Below are 18,650 nucleotides of genomic sequence, written 5' to 3'. Positions count from 1 at the left end.
AAGATCGCTAATGGCGACCATAGTCGAAGCCGCATGGAGCATGACCGCTCAGTCTGCCAAGATACCGTCCATCATTCGGCAAGACACTCAGGAGTGAAGATGAATTTCCACACCCGCAAATGGGTAAAACCCGAAGACCTCAACCCCAACGGCACCCTGTTCGGTGGCAGCCTGTTGCGCTGGATCGACGAAGAAGCGGCGATTTACGCCATCGTCCAGTTGGGCAATCAGCGCGTGGTGACCAAGTACATTTCCGAAATCAACTTTGTCAGCGCCTCGCGCCAGGGCGACATCATCGAACTGGGCATCACCGCCACCGAGTTCGGCCGCACCTCGATCACCCTGACCTGCGAAGTGCGCAACAAGATCACCCGCAAGAGCATTCTGACGGTTGAGAAGATGGTGTTTGTGAACCTCGGTGAAGACGGCTTGCCGGCACCGCATGGCCGGACTGAAATCAAATATGTGAAAGACCAGTTTCAGGAAGATGAACTCGTTACCAAGTGACATCGGCGGCGCGCCCTTCGCGAGCAAGCCCGCTCCCACATTTGGAACGCGTTCCCCTGTGGGAGCGGGCTTGCTCGCGAATGCGGTCGTGCAGCCACCGAATCTTCATCTGGCCACTGAACAGTCGTGAGCCGCGGGAGTCGTAGCTAAACACCACCCCCACGGTTCCCACGCCATGACCACCCCTACCGACGGCAAAACCCCCGACCTCTCGGCCAAAGAACAGCACGAAGTCGAGAAAAACCAGCCGCCCCGCGCGGCCGTTCTGCATGAAATCATCCGCTCGCAAGGCGATCAGGAACTGGAGCGCAGCATCGCCGCACTCTGGTGGTCGGCGCTGGCGGCCGGGTTGACCATGGGCCTGTCGCTGATGGGCATGGGCCTGCTCAACTCGCGCCTGCCCGACGGTGACGAATTCAAAGTGATCGCCAGTTTCGGTTACTGCGCCGGTTTCCTCGCGGTGATCCTCGCCCGCCAGCAACTGTTCACCGAAAACACCCTGACCGCCGTGCTGCCGGTCATGACCAAGCCGACCCTTCAAAACTTCGGCCGGCTGATCCGCCTGTGGACGGTGGTGCTGGTCGGTAACCTCTGCGGCACGATTCTGGTGGCGTACGTGATGCTTGAGCTGCCGATCTTCGACACCAAGACCGATCACGCTTTCCTCGAAATCGGCCGCAAGGTAATGGAAAACCACGCCAGCCAGATGTTCGCCAAAGGCATCGTCTCCGGCTGGATGATCGCCACCATGGTCTGGATGATCCCGTCCATGGAGAGCGCGAAGATGTGGATCATCATCCTCATCACCTACCTGATGGCGCTCGGCGACTTCACCCACATCGTCGTCGGTTCGGCGGAGGTTTCGTACCTGGTGTTTGCCGGCGAGTTGCCGTGGAGTGATTTCTGGATGGTCTTCGCCGGGCCGACGCTGGCGGGGAATATCATCGGTGGCAGTTTCATCTTCGCGTTGATCAGCCACGCGCAGATTCGCAGTGAGAGCGGGACGCCGAAATCCAGCGGCCCTGATGAGGATCAAGGCGAGTCGAAGAAGGATTCCGAGCGATGAGGCGTGGTCGTTGAAAGTGCCGCGCACAAAGCGCTGATCATGTTTGGCCGATCGGTTTGGGCCGGGCTGATCAGCGCGATCTCGCGGTCATAGCGATCATTGCCAATCTGGCTCACTGCGCATTGATGGCCCCATTGCTCAAAACCGGACCAATAGGGCACGAGGCTCACACCCATGCCGCCCGTGACGAGCATGGCAATGGTCTCCAGCGCATCCAGATCGACCATCGGTGTCGGCTTCAATCCTTGATCCGCCAGATATTGCTCGGCGTAGCGTCCGCCCCAAGCGTCCGGGTCGTAGCGGATGTAAGGCTGGCTCATGAGTTGCGCAGGAATGCTGATCGAGGACTTTTCTTTCGACAGAAACACCAGCGGTTCCTTGCGCAGGGACACCGCTTGCAGGGCTTTGGGCAATTCGAACGACGGAGCGACGAGGATCGCCGCGTCCACCTCGCCTGAGAGAAGTGCCTGATACAGCGATCGCGATGTTCCCGGCACGATCACCGGCGTCAAACCCGGCGCCGACACGGTCAGCGCGCGCAATGCTTCCGGCATCAGCCCGGTCAGAACCGTGGAAATCGCGCCGATTCGCAACTGTCCGGTCAGCCCCGCGCCGTCAGCGTCTCCCGCCAATAAGGCCACTTCACGAACGATACGTCTGGCTCTGGGCAACAAACCGAGACAGGCCTGACTCGGCTTGGCGGCATGCCCGACGCGGGATAACAGCTCAAAACCGAGCTGCCGTTCGAGCGCGAGAATGCGCTGACTGATTGCGGCGGCCGTCAGTCCTTCAATCCGCGCAGCATGGGCGATCGAGCCGCATTCGACGACGGTGATCAGGCTCTTTAAATATCGCGTATCCATAAGAAATGCTTTCGATAGCAGTAAGAATTACAGGCTATCTCTTTTGATCGAAACCGCACAGTCTTCAAGCATTCCGCTGTTTCCATCGTCCGGTGATCGTCAGGAGTTCTTTATGCAGTCGATTTTTCATCTCGCTATGCACGTCCGCGATTTGCAGGTTTCCCGCGATTTTTATGGAGGCGTGCTGGGGTGTAAAGAAGGTCGCAGTACCGAGACCTGGGTCGATTTCGATTTTTTCGGCCATCAATTGTCGTTGCACTTGGGCGAACCCTTTGCGGTCAGCAACACCGGGAAAGTCGGCGAGCATGACGTGCCGATGCCCCATCTCGGCGTGATCCTCGAGATGTCGGACTGGGTTGCGTTGAAGGAGCGCTTGATCGAAGGCCAGGTGCAATTTGTGCTTCATCCGCACATTCGTTTTCCCGGAGAGCCCGGTGAGCAAGCCACGATGTTTTTTCTGGATCCTGCCGGCAATCCGATTGAGATAAAGGGCTTCACTGACTTGCAGGGTGTTTATGCGCAATTTTGATCAGGCTGATGCCACCGCCATTGCCGAAAGCGTGCGCTCCGCTGTTGTGAATGCGGAGACCGTTGCCGAGCATTTTCTTGAATGCGTCGATACGCGCGAGCCCGTCATAAAAGCGTTTGTTTCGTTCGACCCGGAAGAGGTACGCCGCCAGGCTCGCCAACTGCAGAACGGTCACGCGAAAGGCCTGCTGGCGGGTGTGCCCGTGGGGGTCAAGGACATCTATGACACCGTGGATCATCCGACCCGTTTCTACTCGCCGATCTACGAGCACAATCGTCCTTCGCGTGATGCCCATGTCGTCGCACTGCTGCGCCAGGCCGGGGCGGTGATCATGGGCAAGACCCACACCACCGAATTCGCTTACATGCACACCGGGCCAACTCGCAATCCGCATGATCTCGACAGAACGCCCGGAAGCTCCAGTGCCGGCTCGGCAGCGGGGATGGCGGCCGGTTTTTTTCCGCTCGCATTGGGCACGCAGACCGCCGGGTCATTGATCAAGCCAGCATCCTACTGCGGTCTGTATGCGTTCAAACCTTCGTACGGGCTGGTTTCGCTGGAAGGGGTAAAGCCATTGGCGCCGAGTTTCGACACGGTGGGTTGGTATGGCCGCTCGGTGCGCGATCTCGAGCTGATGGCGCAAGTCTTGATCCCCGGTCTCCCGACGCTTGCTCATCAACAGAGCGTTTGCACGTTCGGCTTCTGTCGTACGGCGCGTTGGGATCAGGTTGATGAAGAGGTAGCCACAGCATTGGAAGGCGCTGTTGAGGATTTGCGAATGGCGGGCCATCAAGTCATTGAGGTGGTGCTGCCTGAAGAGTTTGCGTCGGTATTCGATGATCATCTGTTGATCAACGATTGCGAGGGCGCCCGATCACTGGCCAAAGAGCTGCAAGCGCACCCTGACCAACTCAGTGAGGAATTACTGGCGATGATCGAGCGCGCCCGTCTGACGACGTGGGCGCAAGAGTCAGCGGCGAAGAAGCGCCTGGCAACGTTAGCCGCGGTGTTGGAGCCGATATTCCAACCGTTTGACGCGGTGCTGGGTGCGAGCTGCGGTATCGTCGCGCCGTTGGGGCTTGGCGCGACGGGGCCATCCGATTTCAGCAAGTTCTGGATGGCGTTTGGCTTGCCGCAAATCAACCTTCCTCTCGTCCGCAAGACCGGGGCGTTGCCCATTGGCCTGCAAATGATTGGCGCGTTCAGAGCTGACAGTCATCTGTTACACGCTGCCGGGCAGGTTGAGGCAGTGCTGAGCACTGCCCGCGAGGCGGCGCCACAGTGATGGGTCAGTGCGCAGATTCAGTCGCGGCTTTCGGCTCATTGCGCGTCGCATGCTTGACCAGTTTGCCGATGGTCAGGCCCTGCAACAGGATCGACGACAGCACCACGATGTAGGTGATGCTCAGCAGCAAATCGCGCTCCGGCCTCAGCGGCAGGGCCAGCGCCAGTGCCACCGAAACACCGCCGCGCAAACCACCCCAGGTCAGAATGCGGATGGTGCCGGCGGGCACTGTGCGCCAGCGCCGTAGCAGCAGAATCGCCGGAGCGACGGTGAGCAGACGCGACAACAGAATCGCCACCGCCAACACACCGGCTGCGGCCATGTGCAGCCAGTTGAACGGCAGCAGCAACAGCTCCATGCCGATCAGCGCGAACAGCAGCGCGTTGAGCATGTCATCGAGCAATTCCCAGAAACCGTCGAGATAACGACGAGTCATTTCGTTCATCGCCAGATTGCGCCCGACGTTGCCGATGATCAGACCGGCGACCACCATCGCGATCGGCGCTGACACATGAATCTCGGTGGCCATCGCCGAACCGCCGATGACCAGCGCCAGCGTCAGCATCACGGTGATCTGGTGCTGCTCGATGCTTTTGATCATCCGATAGACCAGGTAACCGATCAGCCCGCCGAACAGCACACCGCCAATCGCTTCGTGAACGAACAGCATGGCCGTGGCGCTGACGGTCGGGGTTTCGCCGAGTTGGGCGATGCCGAGCAACACGGTGAACACCACAACCGCCGTGCCGTCGTTGAACAGCGACTCGCCGACGATGGTGGTTTTCAGTGGTTTCGAGGCGTTGGCGGTACGCAACACGCCGAGCACCGCGATCGGGTCGGTCGGCGAAATCAGCGCGCCGAACAGCAGGCAGTAAAGGAAACTCACGTGCCAGCCGAACAGGGCAAAGATGTAAAAGGCGAGGCTGCCGATCACCGTGGTGGCGATCAACACACCGAAGGTCGCCAGCAGGCCAATCGGCCAGCGGTAGCTGCGCAAGTCGTTGAGGTTGACGTGCAAGGCACCGGCGAACAGCAGGAACGAGAGCATCCAGTTCATCAGCAGATCGCCGAAGTCGATCTGGCCGATCAGTTGCTGCACGCGTTCTTCAAGACCGGGGTAGCCGAGTACGCTCAGGCCTTGCAGGATCAGCGAGAACAGCAGCGCGGTGACCATCACGCCGATGGTCGGCGGCAGTCCGATGAAGCGGAAGTTGACGAAGGTGAGGAGGGTGGTGAGGCAGATGAAAGCGGCGACAAGTTCAAGCATCCGGGGTCCTTTGGATGGAGGGGTTTTTGAGGTGCGGCCATGCTTGGGCGCAAGGGTTTGATGGGGTGACAGAGGCTGAAGGCACAAGCTTCCCTCACCCCTGCCCTCTCCCGGAGGGAGAGGGAGCCGATCTTGGTCGAGTTCAAATCCTGAGTTCGACTCGAAGTTTCACGTCGGCGTAACTCGCACATTCACCTCGGTCAGTCCCCTCTCCCTCTGGGAGAGGGTTAGGGTGAGGGCTAGCCGGACACATTGACCGCAACCGCCCCCCGACGTTGCAGATAAATAAACAAAAGCGCCGTCAGCACCGTCAACCCGCCGACCAACGCCCCCGTCCACGGCAGATCCGCCAGATCCGCACCGCTGGCCACCACCAGCCCGCCGATCCATGCACCCGCCGCGTTACCCAGATTGAATGCGCTCTGGTTCAACGTCGAACCCAGATTCGGTGCTTCATGCGCCTGATCAATAATCAGCAACTGCAAAATCGGGCACAGCGCAAAGGCAAAAATCCCCCACAGCACCAGCGTGATCGCCGCCGGTATCACCGAACGACTGGTCTGACTAAACGCCGCGAGAATCACCACAACCGCCAATGCCACGCCGACCAGTGAAGGCAGCAAACGGCTGTCCGCCAGACGTCCACCGAGCATGCTGCCGCCGGTCAAACCCACGCCGAACAACAGCAACATCACGGTCACGCCGTGCGGGCTGACGCCGGTGATGTCCTGCAGGATCGGTGCGATGTAGGTGAACACGCTGAACAGACTGGTCGACGCCAGCACGCTCATGCCCAGCGCCAGCAGCACATTGACCTTGCCCAGCACTTTGAACTCGCTGGCGAGGTTGGCCTTGTCCATCGGGATGTGTTTCGGCAGCCAGAACCACTGCGCGAGGGCGGCGATGACGCCGATTACCGACACTGCCCAGAACGTCGATCGCCACCCGGCGTACTGGCCGAGCGCTGTGCCCAGCGGTACGCCGAGGACGTTGGCCAAAGTCAGGCCGGTGAACATCATCGCAATTGCTTGCGCACGTTTGTTCGGCGCAACGAGCCCGGCGGCAACCACCGAGCCGATGCCGAAAAACGCACCGTGGCACAGCGCCGTGACCACGCGTGCAGCCATCAGCGTCGCGTAGTTCGGGGCGAGGGCGCAGAGGATGTTGCCGAGGATGAACATCAGCGTCATGCCGAGCAATGTCGCTTTGCGCGGCATGTTGGCGGTGCCGATCGCCAGGATCGGCGCGCCGAAAACCACGCCCAGCGCGTACCCGGTGATCAACAAACCAGCGTGGGGAATGCTCACGGCGAGGTCGCGGGCGACGTCGGGCAGCAGGCCCATGATGACGAATTCAGTAGTGCCGATGCCGAATGCGGCAACAGCGAGGGCAAGCAAAGCGAGTGGCATGCGCAAGGTCTCTGTCGGTAGTCTTGACGCTGTGATCAGGCGTACGCAGGCCATCGACCGTTCTCGGAGAGAGGCGGTGCAGGCGGGAATTATTGGAATTTTTCTGTGCGCAACTGAGTGCGGCGTGGTCGCTTGCAGTATAAACAGCTGCTGACACATCGCGAATCAATAATCTGACTATTCGAATTATCGATTTTCACTGTAGGAGCTGCCGCAGGCTGCGATCTTTTGATCTTGTTGTTGAAAATCAGAATCAAAAGATCGCAGCCTGCGGCAGCTCCTACACGGGGATTCATAAAAATAAGAGGTGAAAGGTGCTGGCGACAGCTTTGGTATTGATGGCGGCGCTGTTGCATGCGACGTGGAATACGTTGATCAAATTCAGCGCCGAGCGGCTGCTGGTGGTGGCATGCATGGACACCGTGGCGCTGCTGGTCGTCGCCATCGCGTTTCCGTTTGTGAGCCTGCCGCCCATGGAAATCTGGCCATGGATTCTGGCGTCGGCGGCGTTTGAACTGCTCTATCGCTATCTGCTGATTCAGGCGTATCGGGTGGGTGATCTCGGTTTGGTTTATCCACTGATGCGCGGACTGTCGCCGCTGGTGGTGCTGGCGCTGACCCTGATCTTCGCCGGTGAGGTGCTCACCACCCAGCAGATCTTCGGAATCATGCTGATTCCGGTGGGCATGGTCTGCCTGCTTTGGCAGGGCGGCGGTGGCAAACACCTGCCGTGGTCGATGCTGCCCGTGGTGGCGCTGATCGGCTTGTGCATCGGTTGCTACACCTACATCGATGGCCAGGCGCTGCGGCGCTGGTCGCATCCGCTGGATTATCTGGTCTGGGTCACGCTGCTCAGCGCCTGGCCGTTTCCGTTGCTGGCGTGGGTCGCCAAGCGTCCGGCGTTCATGCTGTTCTGGCGCGAGCAATGGAAGCTCGGTCTGGCGGTGGGCTTCTGCGTGTTGGCCAGCTACGCTCTGGTGCTGTGGGCAATGCAATTGGGCTCAATTGCCGAAGCGGCGGCGTTGCGTGAGATCAGCGTGATCCTGGTGGTGCTGTTCGGTATGCGCTACCTCAAAGAACCTTTCGGCCGACCGCGGCTCTTAGCCTGTGGGCTGGTGCTGATTGGCATGCTGATCATGAAGTTCTGACAGCCCGCGAATTCTATAACTCGAAAAAAGGACGGCGTTATGACGGTGGCTCTGTGGTGTGTGTTGATCGCGATATTTTTACCGTATGTCTGCACCGGTGTGGCCAAGGCTGTTGGCGGCTATCGGCTGAGTGACAATCATGATCCGCGCGATTTTCTCGAAAGCCTGAATGGTGTGGCTCGGCGGGCGCATGCGGCGCAATTGAACAGCTTTGAAGTGATGCCGGCGTTTGCCGCGGCGGTGCTCGTCGCGCATCTGGTGGGGACAGCGCAGTTGGTGACAGTGAATGTGCTGGCGGTGATGTTTATCACCAGTCGCCTGCTGTACATCATTTGCTATCTGGCCGACTGGGCGATCTTGCGTTCGCTGGTGTGGTTTGTGGGGATGGGGTTGATTGCTTCGTTCTTCTTTGTATCTGTTTGATTATCGATGTTGCTGATGGCCTCTTCGCGAGCAGGCTCGCTCCCACATGGATGTGCATTCCAACTGTGGGAGCGAGCCTGCTCGCGAAAGCCATTGTTCAAACGACAAAGATCCTAAGGGTTACTTCTTCTCTGTATCCGCCACCTGCGGCACTTGCGGCAGCGTCGCGCCTTTTGGCCAGAGCATCCAGATTTGCCCCTGCTGTTTCATGTCCCCGGCCAGTTGCCCGGCCGCATCGCCTGTGCCCCAGAACAAATCCGCACGCACCTCGCCAGCAATCGCGCCGCCGGTGTCCTGCGCCGCGACCGGGCGAACCAATGCGGTGCCATCCGGGCGCGTGGTCGACAGCCACAACAGACTGCCCAATGGAATCACCTTGCGATCCACCGCCGCGCTATAGCCAGCCGTCAGCGGTACGTTCAGCGAACCGCGCGGGCCTTCGTTGCTGTCCGGGTTACGGGTGAAGAACACGTAGCTCGGGTTGCTGCCCAGCAATTCCGGGATGCGCGCCGGGTTGGCCTTAGCCCAATTGCTGATCGCGCTCATGGTCACGTCTTCTTTCTTCAACTCGCCTTGCTCGACCAGCCAACGACCAATCGGTCGGTACGGATGACCGTTCTGATCGGCATAGGCGATGCGCAGCTGTTTGCCGTCCTGAGTCTGGATGCGCCCGGAACCCTGAATTTGCAGGAATTGCAGGTTCATCGGATCGGTCAGGTAAGCCACCACTGGGGCTTTCACACCTTTGGCTTCGATGGTCGCGGCGTCGTCGTAAGGTTTGAGCACGCGACCTTCGAGACGACCGCGCAGGCGTTTGCCCTTCAATTCCGGATAGATGCTGTCGAGCGAGACGATGATCATGTCTTCGGGCACGCCGTACACCGGGACATTTGCCACGTCGGTCGGGGTCAGGCTGCCGGGGTAGACCGGCTCGTAGTAACCGGTGATCAAGCCGTTGGGATTGTCGTTTTCAGCGCGCAGGCCGAAGACATCGAGGTTCTGTTTGAGAAAGGCGCGAATCTCGTCGGCGCTCTGCGGCACAGTGGCCGCTGCTGCGCAGGTCGGGCCCCAGACCGTATCAGCCTTGAGCCGGGTGCAGGCGCTGCGCCACGAACCGAAACCTGCCACCAGATCGCTGTCGGACACAACCGGCAGTGCTTCCCACGTGGCGCTGGAGTAAGTGGCCAGTGCGTGGGTTTTCGGCTTGGCAGTCTCGCCACCGGTGCAGCCGGCGAGGATCGCCAGCAGCGGAAGGGTTGCGATCAGTGGGTGACGCCAGGCCTTGAAGCGGCTGTTCATGGAGTAATTCCTGTGCCGGTTGCCCGAATGCTCCATGCGTTCAGACAACCCTTAATTTTAATAGGGCTATTGGTGTTTGTCGGTGACGCGGGGATACTGGCCGCCGATTCCGTGACCTGAAGCCACCATGACTCTTAAAAGAATTTCTGTTGTATTGCTGGCCTGTCTGACCTTGTCCGCCTGCGGCGGTGTCGATCCGAACTCTCCACTGGGTCAACGCAAGGCAATCTTCAAACAAATGCTCAAAACCGGCGAAGACCTCGGTGGCATGTTGCGCGGACGCATTCCGTTCGACGGGCCGAAATTCGCCGAAGGCGCGGTCAAACTCGATGCGCTGTCCCATGAGCCGTGGAAGCATTTCCCGCAGGTGCGCGAAGAAGATCACACCAGCGCCAAGGACGATGTCTGGCAAAAACAGGCGCAGTTTCAGGACATGGCCCGCAAGCTGGAAGCGGCCACCGGTGAATTGGTGATCGCCAGCCAGGTTCAGCCGTACAAGGCCAGCAACCTCGGGCCTGCGGTGCAGAAGGTTGAAGACGCCTGCAGCGTTTGCCATAAACAGTTTCGGGATCATTGATCTTCAAAACTGCTGAGTAATTCTGTGGCGAGGGGATTTATCCCCGATCGGCGGCGTAGCCGTCGCAAATTCATTCAACCAAGTATGTCTGTTACAGCGGAGTTGAATGGACTTGGGGCCGCTTCGCAGCCCATCGGGGATAAATCCCCTCGCCACAAGGGCATCGATTACTTATCGATTTCATCCAGCGCGTCTTGCAGTTCTTTGCGCGACTCGGCGAGTTTGTCTTTGCGCTTGTTGATCTTTTCCGGATCGCCTTTCTTCATCGCCTTGTCGAGATCAGCTTGGCGCTGGCTCACTTCGTGTTTGGCTTCGAGCACTTTATTTTCGCGCTCTTTTTTCAGGCCAGCGTCGGTGCAGTTCTTGGTCACTTCATTCAGTGCAGTTTCCAGACCGGCCTGCTGATCGGCATTGCCACGGGATTTGGCCTGTTCGATCTGGTTCATGATGCCCTGCTCTTTAGCAGCGCAACCGGTCAGGCCCGGGGCGTCTTCGTCAGCCATCACGGGGGCGGCCATTACGCCGCAAAGGGTCAGCAGGGCGAGCGGTGCGAGAAATTTCATAAAAGCTCCATGTGCAAAGGCAATCGGGTCGGTAGGGCACTGCGCTGTTGGAGCGCTTTGCCGGCCGTTGGGTTCCCGGCTTGCGGGGGTTGCGTGTTCAGAAACCGTCGATTGCGGCGGCCTGTAAGGTTTTACTCAGAGCCAGCACTTGCGGGTCGCGAAAGAATGCGCTCAATTGCGCCGCGCGTCCCGGGCCGATACCGGCTTCTGCCTGCCATTGTTCGGTGTCACGTTGTGCCAGCGCCTGCCACGAGTCAGGCAGTTGTGCCTGACCGGTTGGCGGCATGCCCAAAGCTTTCAGCCATTGAGTGAACGGCCGTTGGCGCGCGCTGTTAAAACTGTTGAGCAAACGCGCGCTGCTGCGCTCGCCGAAGCCGGTAATGTTAGCAAGCTCTGGCGCGTCGAGGGTTAACCAATCCAGCAGGTTGTTCACGCGGCGTGTTTCGAGAAGTTTCTCCCAAGTGCCGCGCCCGACATTCTGCATTGCCAATCCTTGCTTGCCACTGAGCCAGGTCAAGCGCGCAAGAAACTGGCTCTCGCAACCGGGGGTGGGTTGCCAGCAGCTCAGCGCGTGGAAGTCGTCGGAGTTGGGGATGTTGAGGGCTGTGCGTTCGGTGGCGCGCAGCACAACGCTATCGAGCCGTGGAATCGTCAGGCCGGCGAGGCTGATTGCCACTTGATCGCCGGGGCGAATGTCCAGGTCTTGCCAGCGTTTGAACGAGCTGGCGCTGACCCGTTTGATTTCGCGGTCATCGAGCATGACGGGTTTGAGTTCGAGCACCGGCGTGATGCGCCCGGTGCGCCCGATCTTGAAGTTGACCTTGCGTACTTCGGCCAGCGCTTGAGCAAAAGGATACTTCCAGGCAATTGCCCAATAGGGAGCGCGCACCTGCCAGCGCTCGGCGGGTGGTCGTTGGCTCTGGCGCAATACCACGCCGTCAGTGGCAAAGGGCAGGGGCGAGCGATACCAGTGATCGCGCCATTTCTGCGCTGCAGCAAAATCGGTGACGGGGTGGCTGTACGGTTCAATTGTGGCGAAACCCAGCGTCGCCAACGTGGCGATTCGCTCGGGCAATTGCGCTGGGCCTTGGGGCCAGTCCCAAACGAACAATCCAATCCCGGAAGCTTGCTCGGCATCCAAAGATTTTCGCCCCATCAGGCCGGCAACGGTGGCGCGCGCGTTAATGCTGCCGGATCGAGCTTGCACGTGCTGGTTCAAGCGCCAGTAGAGTTCGCCCTGCACCAGCAAATCCAAGGGTTGTAACAGGCGTTGCGGGATGGCGCCGATCTTTTGTGCTGAGGCTGTCCAGTCCTGCCCGCTAACCCCGTCGCCACGGCTGATGGCTTGTTGCAAAACTCCCGCGCGATAAATCAGCGTCACGGCGACACCGTCGACTTTGGGTTGAACCCAGACATCCTTGCGATCATGTAGCCATGCACCCACGGCCTCGGCTTTGTGGATTTTATCCAGACCGGTATGGGCGATGGGGTGTGCAACCGAGCCTGAGACTGTGCGCAAAGGATCGGGCGGCGAGGGCAGGTTGAAGCACGCCCGCCATTCGTTCAATTGCGCAATGGATTGGTCGTAGAGTTCGTCGGCAATCAGTGAACGGCCTTCGCGGTGGTAGGCGTCGTCCCATTGGTTGATCTGTTTTTGCAGGGTGGTGATTTCGCGTTGGGCTTGGGGCCCGGGCCAGTTCGGGCAGGTGGCGTGGGCGCTGAATGTTGCGGGCATCAGCAGGACAATAAATAACAGGCGCAGCGTGGCAAGCATCGTGAGCGTCCTTGCTCGAGGGGAATGATTGAAGGTTAGAAGACGATGGTGAGTTCGGTTGGTGGGGTGTTTTGCGAGGTGTGTCTGGGCGGGATTTGATGTGGATCTTGCCGGCCTCTTCGCGGGCAAGCCCGGCTCCCACAGGGTTTTGGGTTGAATTCGACAACGTATTTCAGTCATAAAAAAGCCCCGCACGGCGCGAACCGTGCGGGGCTTTTTGTACCGCCGGGGAAGTCTTACAGACCAGCAGCAGCGCGCAGGGCGTCGGCGCGGTCGGTTTTTTCCCAGGTGAACGTGGTGAAGGTGTCTTCGCCAACGGTCTTGGTCTCTGGCGTGCGACCGAAGTGGCCGTACGCTGCAGTTTCCTGGTACATCGGGTGCAGCAGGTCGAGCATGGTGGTGATTGCGTATGGACGCAGGTCGAACACTTCACGCACCAGTTTGACGATCTTGTCGTCGCTGATCTTGCCGGTGCCGAAGGTGTTCAGCGAGATCGAAGTAGGCTGAGCCACGCCGATCGCGTAGGAAACCTGAATCTCGCAACGCTCGGCCAGGCCGGCAGCGACGATGTTCTTGGCAACGTACCGGCCAGCGTACGCAGCCGAACGGTCAACCTTCGATGGATCTTTACCGGAGAACGCGCCGCCGCCGTGACGGGCCATGCCGCCGTAGCTGTCGACGATGATCTTGCGACCGGTCAGACCGCAGTCACCTACCGGGCCGCCAATGATGAACTGGCCGGTCGGGTTGATGTGGAACTGGGTGTCTTTGCTCAGCAGTTCGGCAGGCAGTACGTGCTTGACGATCAGCTCCATCACGCCTTCGCGCAGGTCTTTGTACGACACTTCAGGGTTGTGCTGGGTCGACAGAACAACCGCGTCGATACCGACAACCTTGCCGCCTTCGTAACGGCAAGTCACTTGCGACTTGGCGTCTGGGCGCAGCCAAGGCAGCAGACCCGATTTACGGGCTTCAGCCTGGCGCTGCACCAACTGGTGCGAGAAGGTGATCGGTGCAGGCATCAGCACGTCGGTTTCGTTGCTGGCATAGCCGAACATCAGGCCTTGGTCGCCGGCGCCCTGATCTTCAGGCTTGGCACGGTCAACACCCTGGTTGATGTCTGGGGACTGCTTGCCGATGATGTTCATCACGCCGCAGGTCGCGCCGTCGAAGCCGACGTCGGAGCTGTCATAGCCGATGTCGAGAATCACGTTACGCACGATCTCTTCCAGATCGACCCAGGCGCTGGTGGTCACTTCACCGGCAACGATGGCCACGCCAGTCTTGACCAGAGTTTCCACGGCAACGCGTGCGTGTTTGTCCTGGGTAATGATGGCGTCCAGCACCGCATCGGAAATCTGGTCGGCGATTTTGTCCGGATGTCCTTCAGACACGGACTCGGAGGTGAAGAGGGAGTATTCGCTCATCTCGATGTTTTCCTGAATTTACCGATGGTGAGTGTCGCCAGCCGGTCGCTGAAAGTGGCGAACCTGGATCTGGAAACCATTACGTAAGCCTACATAGAGGCTTTCCCCGGGAACGAGTCCCGCAGCGGTGGCCCAACGGGCCAAATCGTCCTGTTCAAACCCCAACCATAGATCACCGCAGGCCTCCCTGGCCCAACTCTGGTTGTGGCTACATAACTCTGTCACGAGCAGACTACCGCCCGGTTGCAGCAGGTCGGCCATGTGCTTGAGCGCATCGGCCGGCGCGGCGAAATGGTGCAAGACCATATTCAGTACAACGCAATCGGCCTGAAGGCTTGTGCCGTTCAATGCATCGGCCAATTGCAGGCTGACGTTAGCCAGCTGTTCACGTTCGCATACCTGACGCGCCAGTTCGAGCATCGCCGGGCTGTTGTCCAGCGCGGTTACAGTGCCGAAGCGACGCGCCAGTTCCGGCAGAAAAGCACCATCGCCGGGGCCGACTTCAATGGCCGTGGCCGCACCATTGAAGTTCAGTTTGTCGAGCAGGGCCAGCACGCTGTCGCGGTACTGCGGCAGGCCGGCGATCAAGTCTTGCTGGGCGCGAAATTTCTCCGCGACCCGGGCGAAAAAGTCCTGACTGGCGGCGGCACGTTGGCCGTGAACCTGTTCGATCCGCGCTTGCACGTCGTCAGGCAGGTCGAGGTTGTCGACTTCTTCTAACAATGCCGCGTGCAATTTGCCGCCAAGCAATTCGGTGTGGGGCAGGGCGCGGCGATAAAAAATCGCGTTGCCTTCGCGGCGCGTTGCCACCAGATCAGCCTGCGCCAACACTTTAAGGTGATGACTCATGCCGGACTGACCGATGCCGAAAATCTGCGCCAGCTCCAGTACACCGAACGAGTCGTTGGCCAGCGCGCGCAATACATTCAGCCGCAACGGATCGCCGCCGGCCTTGCACAGGGCCGCCAGCTCGTCGCAATCGTCATGGCGAATGGAAGGCACGCGTAAATTCATAGGGCCGCAGTCTAGTGACGGTGAGAATTCCTCGCAAGGGCAATATCAAAAAGTTTTGATATTGCTCGATCAATGGCGCTTTTTATTGCACTTCTAACCAAGCGGTTCACTCTACAAACGAACAGCGGAAAGGTTTCACCAGCCGAAACCGCCGTTAAGCATGGGAAAAACGCCCGCCGATGACTATCTATCATTGCCCCGAGGCGTCCCGGTGAGGGAAAATGCTCGCCTTTTTTCCGTTCCGATTATTCACCCTTAGTTTCAGAACCCCAGGAGATCAGCGATGCCTAGCCGTCGTGAGCGTGCCAACGCCATTCGTGCCCTCAGCATGGATGCCGTGCAAAAAGCCAACAGCGGCCATCCCGGTGCACCTATGGGTATGGCAGATATCGCCGAAGTGCTTTGGCGCGACTACCTCAAGCACAACCCGAGCAATCCATCGTTCGCCGACCGTGACCGCTTCGTGCTGTCCAACGGCCACGGCTCGATGTTGATCTACTCGCTGCTGCACCTGACCGGTTACGACCTGTCGATCGACGACCTCAAGCAGTTCCGTCAATTGCACAGCCGCACCCCGGGCCACCCGGAATTCGGTTACACCCCGGGCGTTGAAACCACCACTGGTCCGTTGGGTCAGGGTCTGGCCAACGCCGTCGGTTTCGCCCTGGCTGAAAAAGTCCTGGGCGCGCAGTTCAATCGTCCTGGCCACGACATCGTCGACCACCACACCTATGTGTTCCTGGGTGATGGCTGCATGATGGAAGGCATTTCCCACGAAGTCGCTTCCCTGGCCGGTACGTTGGGTCTGGGCAAGCTGATCGCTTTCTACGATGACAACGGCATCTCCATCGACGGCGAAGTCGAAGGCTGGTTCACCGATGACACCCCGAAGCGTTTCGAAGCCTACAACTGGCAAGTGATCCGCAACGTTGACGGTCACGACCCGGAAGAGATCAAGACTGCCATCGAAACCGCGCGCAAGAGCGCGCAGCCGACCCTGATCTGCTGCAAGACCACCATCGGTTTCGGTTCGCCGAACAAGCAGGGCAAAGAAGACTGCCACGGCGCCCCATTGGGTGACGCGGAAATCGCGCTGACCCGCAAGGCGCTGAACTGGAACTACGGCCCGTTCGAAATCCCGGCCGACATCTATGCCGAGTGGGATGCCAAGGAAAAAGGTCGCGCGGCCGAAGCCGAGTGGGATCAGCGTTTCGCTGCTTACTCCGCCGCGTTCCCGACCGAAGCCAACGAACTGATCCGTCGCTTGAGCGGTGAGCTGCCGGCTGACTTCTCCGAAAAAGCTTCGGCCTACATCGCTGAAGTCGCGGCCAAGGGCGAAACCATCGCCAGCCGTAAAGCCAGCCAGAACACCCTGAACGCGTTCGGCCCATTGCTGCCGGAACTGCTTGGCGGCTCCGCTGACCTCGCCGGTTCCAACCTGACCCTGTGGAAAGGTTGCAAAGGCGTCAGCGCTGAAGATGCCAGCGGCAACTACATGTACTACGGCGTGCGCGAATTCGGCATGACCGCGATCATGAACGGCGTGACCCTGCACGGCGGTCTGGTGCCTTACGGCGCGACCTTCCTGATGTTCATGGAATACGCCCGCAACGCCGTGCGCATGTCCGCGCTGATGAAGAAGCAAGTCATCCACGTCTACACCCACGACTCCATCGGTCTGGGCGAAGACGGCCCGACGCACCAGCCGATCGAGCAACTGACCAGCCTGCGTACCACACCGAACCTCGACACCTGGCGTCCAGCCGATGCCGTTGAATCGGCCGTGGCCTGGAAAAATGCGCTGGAGCGCAAGGACGGCCCTTCGGCGCTGATCTTCTCGCGTCAGAACCTGCAACACCAGGAACGCGATGCTGGCCAGATTGCCGCCATCAGCCGTGGCGGTTATGTACTGAAGGACTGCGCAGGCGAGCCTGAGCTGATCCTGATTTCGACCGGTTCGGAAGTGGGTCTGGCGGTTCAGGCTTACGACAAGCTGACCGAACAGGGCCGCAAAGTGCGCGTGGTTTCCATGCCGTGCACCAGCGTGTTCGACGCTCAGGACGCTGGCTACAAGCAGGACGTGCTGCCATTACAGGTTGGCGCGCGGATCGCGATCGAAGCGGCGCACGCCGACTTCTGGTTCAAGTACGTGGGTCTGGAAGGTCGCGTGATCGGCATGACCACTTACGGCGAATCGGCTCCGGCTTCGGCACTGTTCGAAGAGTTCGGCTTCACCCTGGAAAACATCCTCGGTCAGGCTGAAGAACTGCTGGAAGACTAAGCAGTACGAATGCGGTGGCCCCAGCCACCGCATTCCCCTGTAGGAGCTGCCGGAGGCTGCGATCTTTTGATCTTGATCTAAAAAAACAGGATCAAAAGATCGCAGCCTTCGGCAGCTCCTACAGGGGGTTGTGTTGTAGCGAATACTATCGAGAACCCCATGCCTCAACCGCGTCCTTACAAAGTTGCACTCAACGGCTACGGCCGGATTGGTCGTTGCGTCTTGCGTGCGTTGTTTGAGCGAGGCGAGAAAGCCGGGTTTGAAATTGTCGCGATCAACGATCTGGCGGACATGGCCAGCATCGAATACCTGACACGCTTCGACTCCACCCACGGCCGTTTTCCCGGCGAAGTGCGAGTAGAAGGCGATTGTCTCTACATTAATGGCGACTGCGTGAAGGTTCTGCGCAGTGCCACCCCCGAAGGTATTGATTGGGCGTCGCTTGGCGTCGATCTGGTGCTTGAGTGTTCCGGTGCCTACAACACCCGCGAAGACGGCCAGCGCTTTCTCGACGCCGGCGCGCCACGCGTGTTGTTCTCGCAGCCGATGGCCAGCGAGGCGGATGTCGACGCCACCATCGTCTACGGCGTCAATCAGGATTGCCTGACCGGCGACGAACTGCTGGTGTCCAACGCCTCCTGCACAACCAACTGCGGCGTGCCGCTGTTGCGTCTGCTCGACAAGGCCATCGGCCTCGATTACGTGTCGATCACCACCATTCACTCGGCGATGAACGATCAGCCAGTGATCGACGCCTATCACCACGAAGACCTGCGTCGCACGCGCTCGGCGTTCCAGTCGGTGATCCCGGTGTCCACTGGTCTGGCGCGCGGGATCGAGCGTCTGCTGCCGGAACTTGCCGGGCGAATTCAAGCCAAAGCCGTACGCGTGCCGACGGTCAACGTGTCCTGCCTCGACATCACGATGCAGACCGCCACCGCGACCGACGCCAATGAGGTCAACCGGATCCTGCGCGAGGCCGCCACCAGTGGCCCGCTCAAAGGCCTGCTGGCGTATACCGAGTTGCCGCACGCCAGCTGTGATTTCAACCATGACCCACATTCGGCCATCGTCGATGCCAGTCAGACCCGTGTTTCCGGCCCAAAACTGGTGAACATCCTGGCCTGGTTCGACAACGAATGGGGTTTTGCCAACCGAATGCTGGACGTTGCAGAACACTATCTGCAAACAGCCATTTCAAAAAAACCGTAGGAAGTG

17 protein-coding genes are annotated in these 18,650 nt (G+C 59.6%); 9 read left to right on the top strand and 8 right to left on the bottom strand.

Features of this window, described 5'->3' with window-relative positions:
* Positions 1-99 precede the first annotated feature (99 nt).
* Together AD669_RS25330 and AD669_RS25325 are read left to right on the top strand one after the other, a co-directional pair.
* Positions 100-507 carry an acyl-CoA thioesterase gene (locus AD669_RS25330; protein WP_016984776.1) on the top strand — a complete coding sequence of 136 codons (408 nt, stop codon included), beginning with the start codon at positions 100-102 and terminating at the stop codon, positions 505-507.
* Between the two features lie 175 nt (positions 508-682).
* The gene (locus AD669_RS25325; RefSeq protein WP_053124651.1) at positions 683-1,573 is read left to right on the top strand and encodes a formate/nitrite transporter family protein; all 891 of its coding nucleotides are present in this window, start codon (positions 683-685) and stop codon (positions 1,571-1,573) included.
* Here the strand turns inward: AD669_RS25325 and AD669_RS25320 are convergent.
* On the bottom strand, positions 1,540-2,436 hold the full coding sequence (locus AD669_RS25320) for a LysR substrate-binding domain-containing protein (RefSeq protein WP_053124649.1): 897 nt from the start codon (positions 2,434-2,436) through the stop codon (positions 1,540-1,542). The genes AD669_RS25325 and AD669_RS25320 overlap by 34 nt on opposite strands.
* Positions 2,437-2,548: 112 nt before the next feature.
* On the opposite strand from AD669_RS25320, the gene AD669_RS25315 reads away from it, so the two are divergent.
* Positions 2,549-2,965 carry a VOC family protein gene (locus AD669_RS25315; RefSeq protein ID WP_053124647.1) on the top strand — a complete coding sequence of 139 codons (417 nt, stop codon included), beginning with the start codon at positions 2,549-2,551 and terminating at the stop codon, positions 2,963-2,965.
* A complete protein-coding gene (locus AD669_RS25310; RefSeq protein WP_053124645.1) occupies positions 2,952-4,250 on the top strand; it encodes an amidase in 1,299 nt (432 codons plus the stop codon). The genes AD669_RS25315 and AD669_RS25310 overlap by 14 nt, the downstream gene beginning before the upstream one ends.
* Before the next feature lie 4 nt (positions 4,251-4,254).
* Here the strand turns inward: AD669_RS25310 and AD669_RS25305 are convergent, their stop codons facing one another.
* Positions 4,255-5,517, bottom strand: a complete 1,263-nt coding sequence (locus tag AD669_RS25305) for a sodium:proton antiporter (RefSeq protein ID WP_053124643.1) — start codon at positions 5,515-5,517, stop codon at positions 4,255-4,257.
* A gap of 239 nt (positions 5,518-5,756) precedes the next feature.
* On the bottom strand, positions 5,757-6,926 hold the full coding sequence (locus AD669_RS25300) for an MFS transporter (RefSeq protein ID WP_053124641.1): 1,170 nt from the start codon (positions 6,924-6,926) through the stop codon (positions 5,757-5,759).
* 314 nt (positions 6,927-7,240) lie between these two features.
* Between AD669_RS25300 and AD669_RS25295 the strand changes: the two genes are divergently transcribed.
* Positions 7,241-8,074, top strand: a complete 834-nt coding sequence (locus AD669_RS25295; protein WP_053124638.1) for an EamA family transporter — start codon at positions 7,241-7,243, stop codon at positions 8,072-8,074.
* Positions 8,075-8,113: 39 nt separating this feature from the next.
* Positions 8,114-8,497 carry an MAPEG family protein gene (locus tag AD669_RS25290; RefSeq protein WP_053124636.1) on the top strand — a complete coding sequence of 128 codons (384 nt, stop codon included), beginning with the start codon at positions 8,114-8,116 and terminating at the stop codon, positions 8,495-8,497.
* 120 nt (positions 8,498-8,617) lie between these two features.
* Here AD669_RS25290 and AD669_RS25285 read toward each other — a convergent pair whose 3' ends face one another.
* Complete coding sequence (locus tag AD669_RS25285) at positions 8,618-9,796, bottom strand: murein transglycosylase A (protein ID WP_053124634.1); 1,179 nt, start codon at positions 9,794-9,796, stop codon at positions 8,618-8,620.
* Between the two features lie 127 nt (positions 9,797-9,923).
* On the opposite strand from AD669_RS25285, the gene AD669_RS25280 reads away from it, so the two are divergent.
* Positions 9,924-10,373, top strand: a complete 450-nt coding sequence (locus tag AD669_RS25280; protein WP_053124632.1) for a cytochrome c — start codon at positions 9,924-9,926, stop codon at positions 10,371-10,373.
* 167 nt (positions 10,374-10,540) lie between these two features.
* On the opposite strand, the gene AD669_RS25275 is transcribed toward AD669_RS25280, so the two are convergent.
* From AD669_RS25275 to AD669_RS25260, 4 genes are all read right to left on the bottom strand, one after another.
* Positions 10,541-10,936, bottom strand: coding sequence for a DUF1090 domain-containing protein (locus AD669_RS25275; RefSeq protein WP_053124630.1), 396 nt, complete (start codon positions 10,934-10,936; stop codon positions 10,541-10,543).
* Positions 10,937-11,033: 97 nt separating this feature from the next.
* Positions 11,034-12,710 (bottom strand): NAD-dependent DNA ligase LigB, encoded by a 1,677-nt coding sequence (gene ligB / locus AD669_RS25270; RefSeq protein WP_053124628.1) that lies wholly within the window; start codon positions 12,708-12,710, stop codon positions 11,034-11,036.
* Between the two features lie 236 nt (positions 12,711-12,946).
* Positions 12,947-14,137, bottom strand: coding sequence for a methionine adenosyltransferase (gene metK / locus AD669_RS25265; RefSeq protein ID WP_053124627.1), 1,191 nt, complete (start codon positions 14,135-14,137; stop codon positions 12,947-12,949).
* Positions 14,138-14,155: 18 nt separating this feature from the next.
* The gene (locus tag AD669_RS25260; protein ID WP_016987232.1) at positions 14,156-15,151 is read right to left on the bottom strand and encodes a metalloregulator ArsR/SmtB family transcription factor; all 996 of its coding nucleotides are present in this window, start codon (positions 15,149-15,151) and stop codon (positions 14,156-14,158) included.
* Positions 15,152-15,434: 283 nt separating this feature from the next.
* Between AD669_RS25260 and tkt the strand changes: the two genes are divergently transcribed.
* Both tkt and epd read left to right on the top strand, forming a co-directional pair.
* Positions 15,435-17,432: a transketolase gene (gene tkt, locus AD669_RS25255; protein WP_053124625.1), complete on the top strand. Its 1,998-nt coding sequence runs from the start codon at positions 15,435-15,437 to the stop codon at positions 17,430-17,432.
* A gap of 159 nt (positions 17,433-17,591) precedes the next feature.
* Positions 17,592-18,644: an erythrose-4-phosphate dehydrogenase gene (gene epd, locus AD669_RS25250; protein WP_053124623.1), complete on the top strand. Its 1,053-nt coding sequence runs from the start codon at positions 17,592-17,594 to the stop codon at positions 18,642-18,644.
* Positions 18,645-18,650 lie beyond the last annotated feature (6 nt).

This window comes from Pseudomonas sp. P1.31, from assembly GCF_001269815.1.
In the GTDB taxonomy this organism is placed as follows: domain Bacteria; phylum Pseudomonadota; class Gammaproteobacteria; order Pseudomonadales; family Pseudomonadaceae; genus Aquipseudomonas; species Aquipseudomonas rustica.
The sequence above is the reverse complement of the archived record's forward strand: the minus strand, read 5'-3'. Positions and strand labels throughout refer to the sequence as shown.

Bases quoted from the DNA above. Each gene is read 5' to 3' on its own strand.
- AD669_RS25330 (WP_016984776.1), top strand. From the start codon at position 100: ATGAATTTCCACACCCGCAAATGGGTAAAACCCGAAGACCTCAACCCC.
- AD669_RS25325 (WP_053124651.1), top strand. From the start codon at position 683: ATGACCACCCCTACCGACGGCAAAACCCCCGACCTCTCGGCCAAAGAA.
- AD669_RS25320 (WP_053124649.1), bottom strand. From the start codon at position 2,436: ATGGATACGCGATATTTAAAGAGCCTGATCACCGTCGTCGAATGCGGC.
- AD669_RS25315 (WP_053124647.1), top strand. From the start codon at position 2,549: ATGCAGTCGATTTTTCATCTCGCTATGCACGTCCGCGATTTGCAGGTT.
- AD669_RS25310 (WP_053124645.1), top strand. From the start codon at position 2,952: ATGCGCAATTTTGATCAGGCTGATGCCACCGCCATTGCCGAAAGCGTG.
- AD669_RS25305 (WP_053124643.1), bottom strand. From the start codon at position 5,517: ATGCTTGAACTTGTCGCCGCTTTCATCTGCCTCACCACCCTCCTCACC.
- AD669_RS25300 (WP_053124641.1), bottom strand. From the start codon at position 6,926: ATGCCACTCGCTTTGCTTGCCCTCGCTGTTGCCGCATTCGGCATCGGC.
- AD669_RS25290 (WP_053124636.1), top strand. From the start codon at position 8,114: ATGACGGTGGCTCTGTGGTGTGTGTTGATCGCGATATTTTTACCGTAT.
- AD669_RS25285 (WP_053124634.1), bottom strand. From the start codon at position 9,796: ATGAACAGCCGCTTCAAGGCCTGGCGTCACCCACTGATCGCAACCCTT.
- AD669_RS25280 (WP_053124632.1), top strand. From the start codon at position 9,924: ATGACTCTTAAAAGAATTTCTGTTGTATTGCTGGCCTGTCTGACCTTG.
- AD669_RS25275 (WP_053124630.1), bottom strand. From the start codon at position 10,936: ATGAAATTTCTCGCACCGCTCGCCCTGCTGACCCTTTGCGGCGTAATG.
- ligB (WP_053124628.1), bottom strand. From the start codon at position 12,710: ATGCTTGCCACGCTGCGCCTGTTATTTATTGTCCTGCTGATGCCCGCA.
- metK (WP_053124627.1), bottom strand. From the start codon at position 14,137: ATGAGCGAATACTCCCTCTTCACCTCCGAGTCCGTGTCTGAAGGACAT.
- AD669_RS25260 (WP_016987232.1), bottom strand. From the start codon at position 15,151: ATGAATTTACGCGTGCCTTCCATTCGCCATGACGATTGCGACGAGCTG.
- tkt (WP_053124625.1), top strand. From the start codon at position 15,435: ATGCCTAGCCGTCGTGAGCGTGCCAACGCCATTCGTGCCCTCAGCATG.
- epd (WP_053124623.1), top strand. From the start codon at position 17,592: ATGCCTCAACCGCGTCCTTACAAAGTTGCACTCAACGGCTACGGCCGG.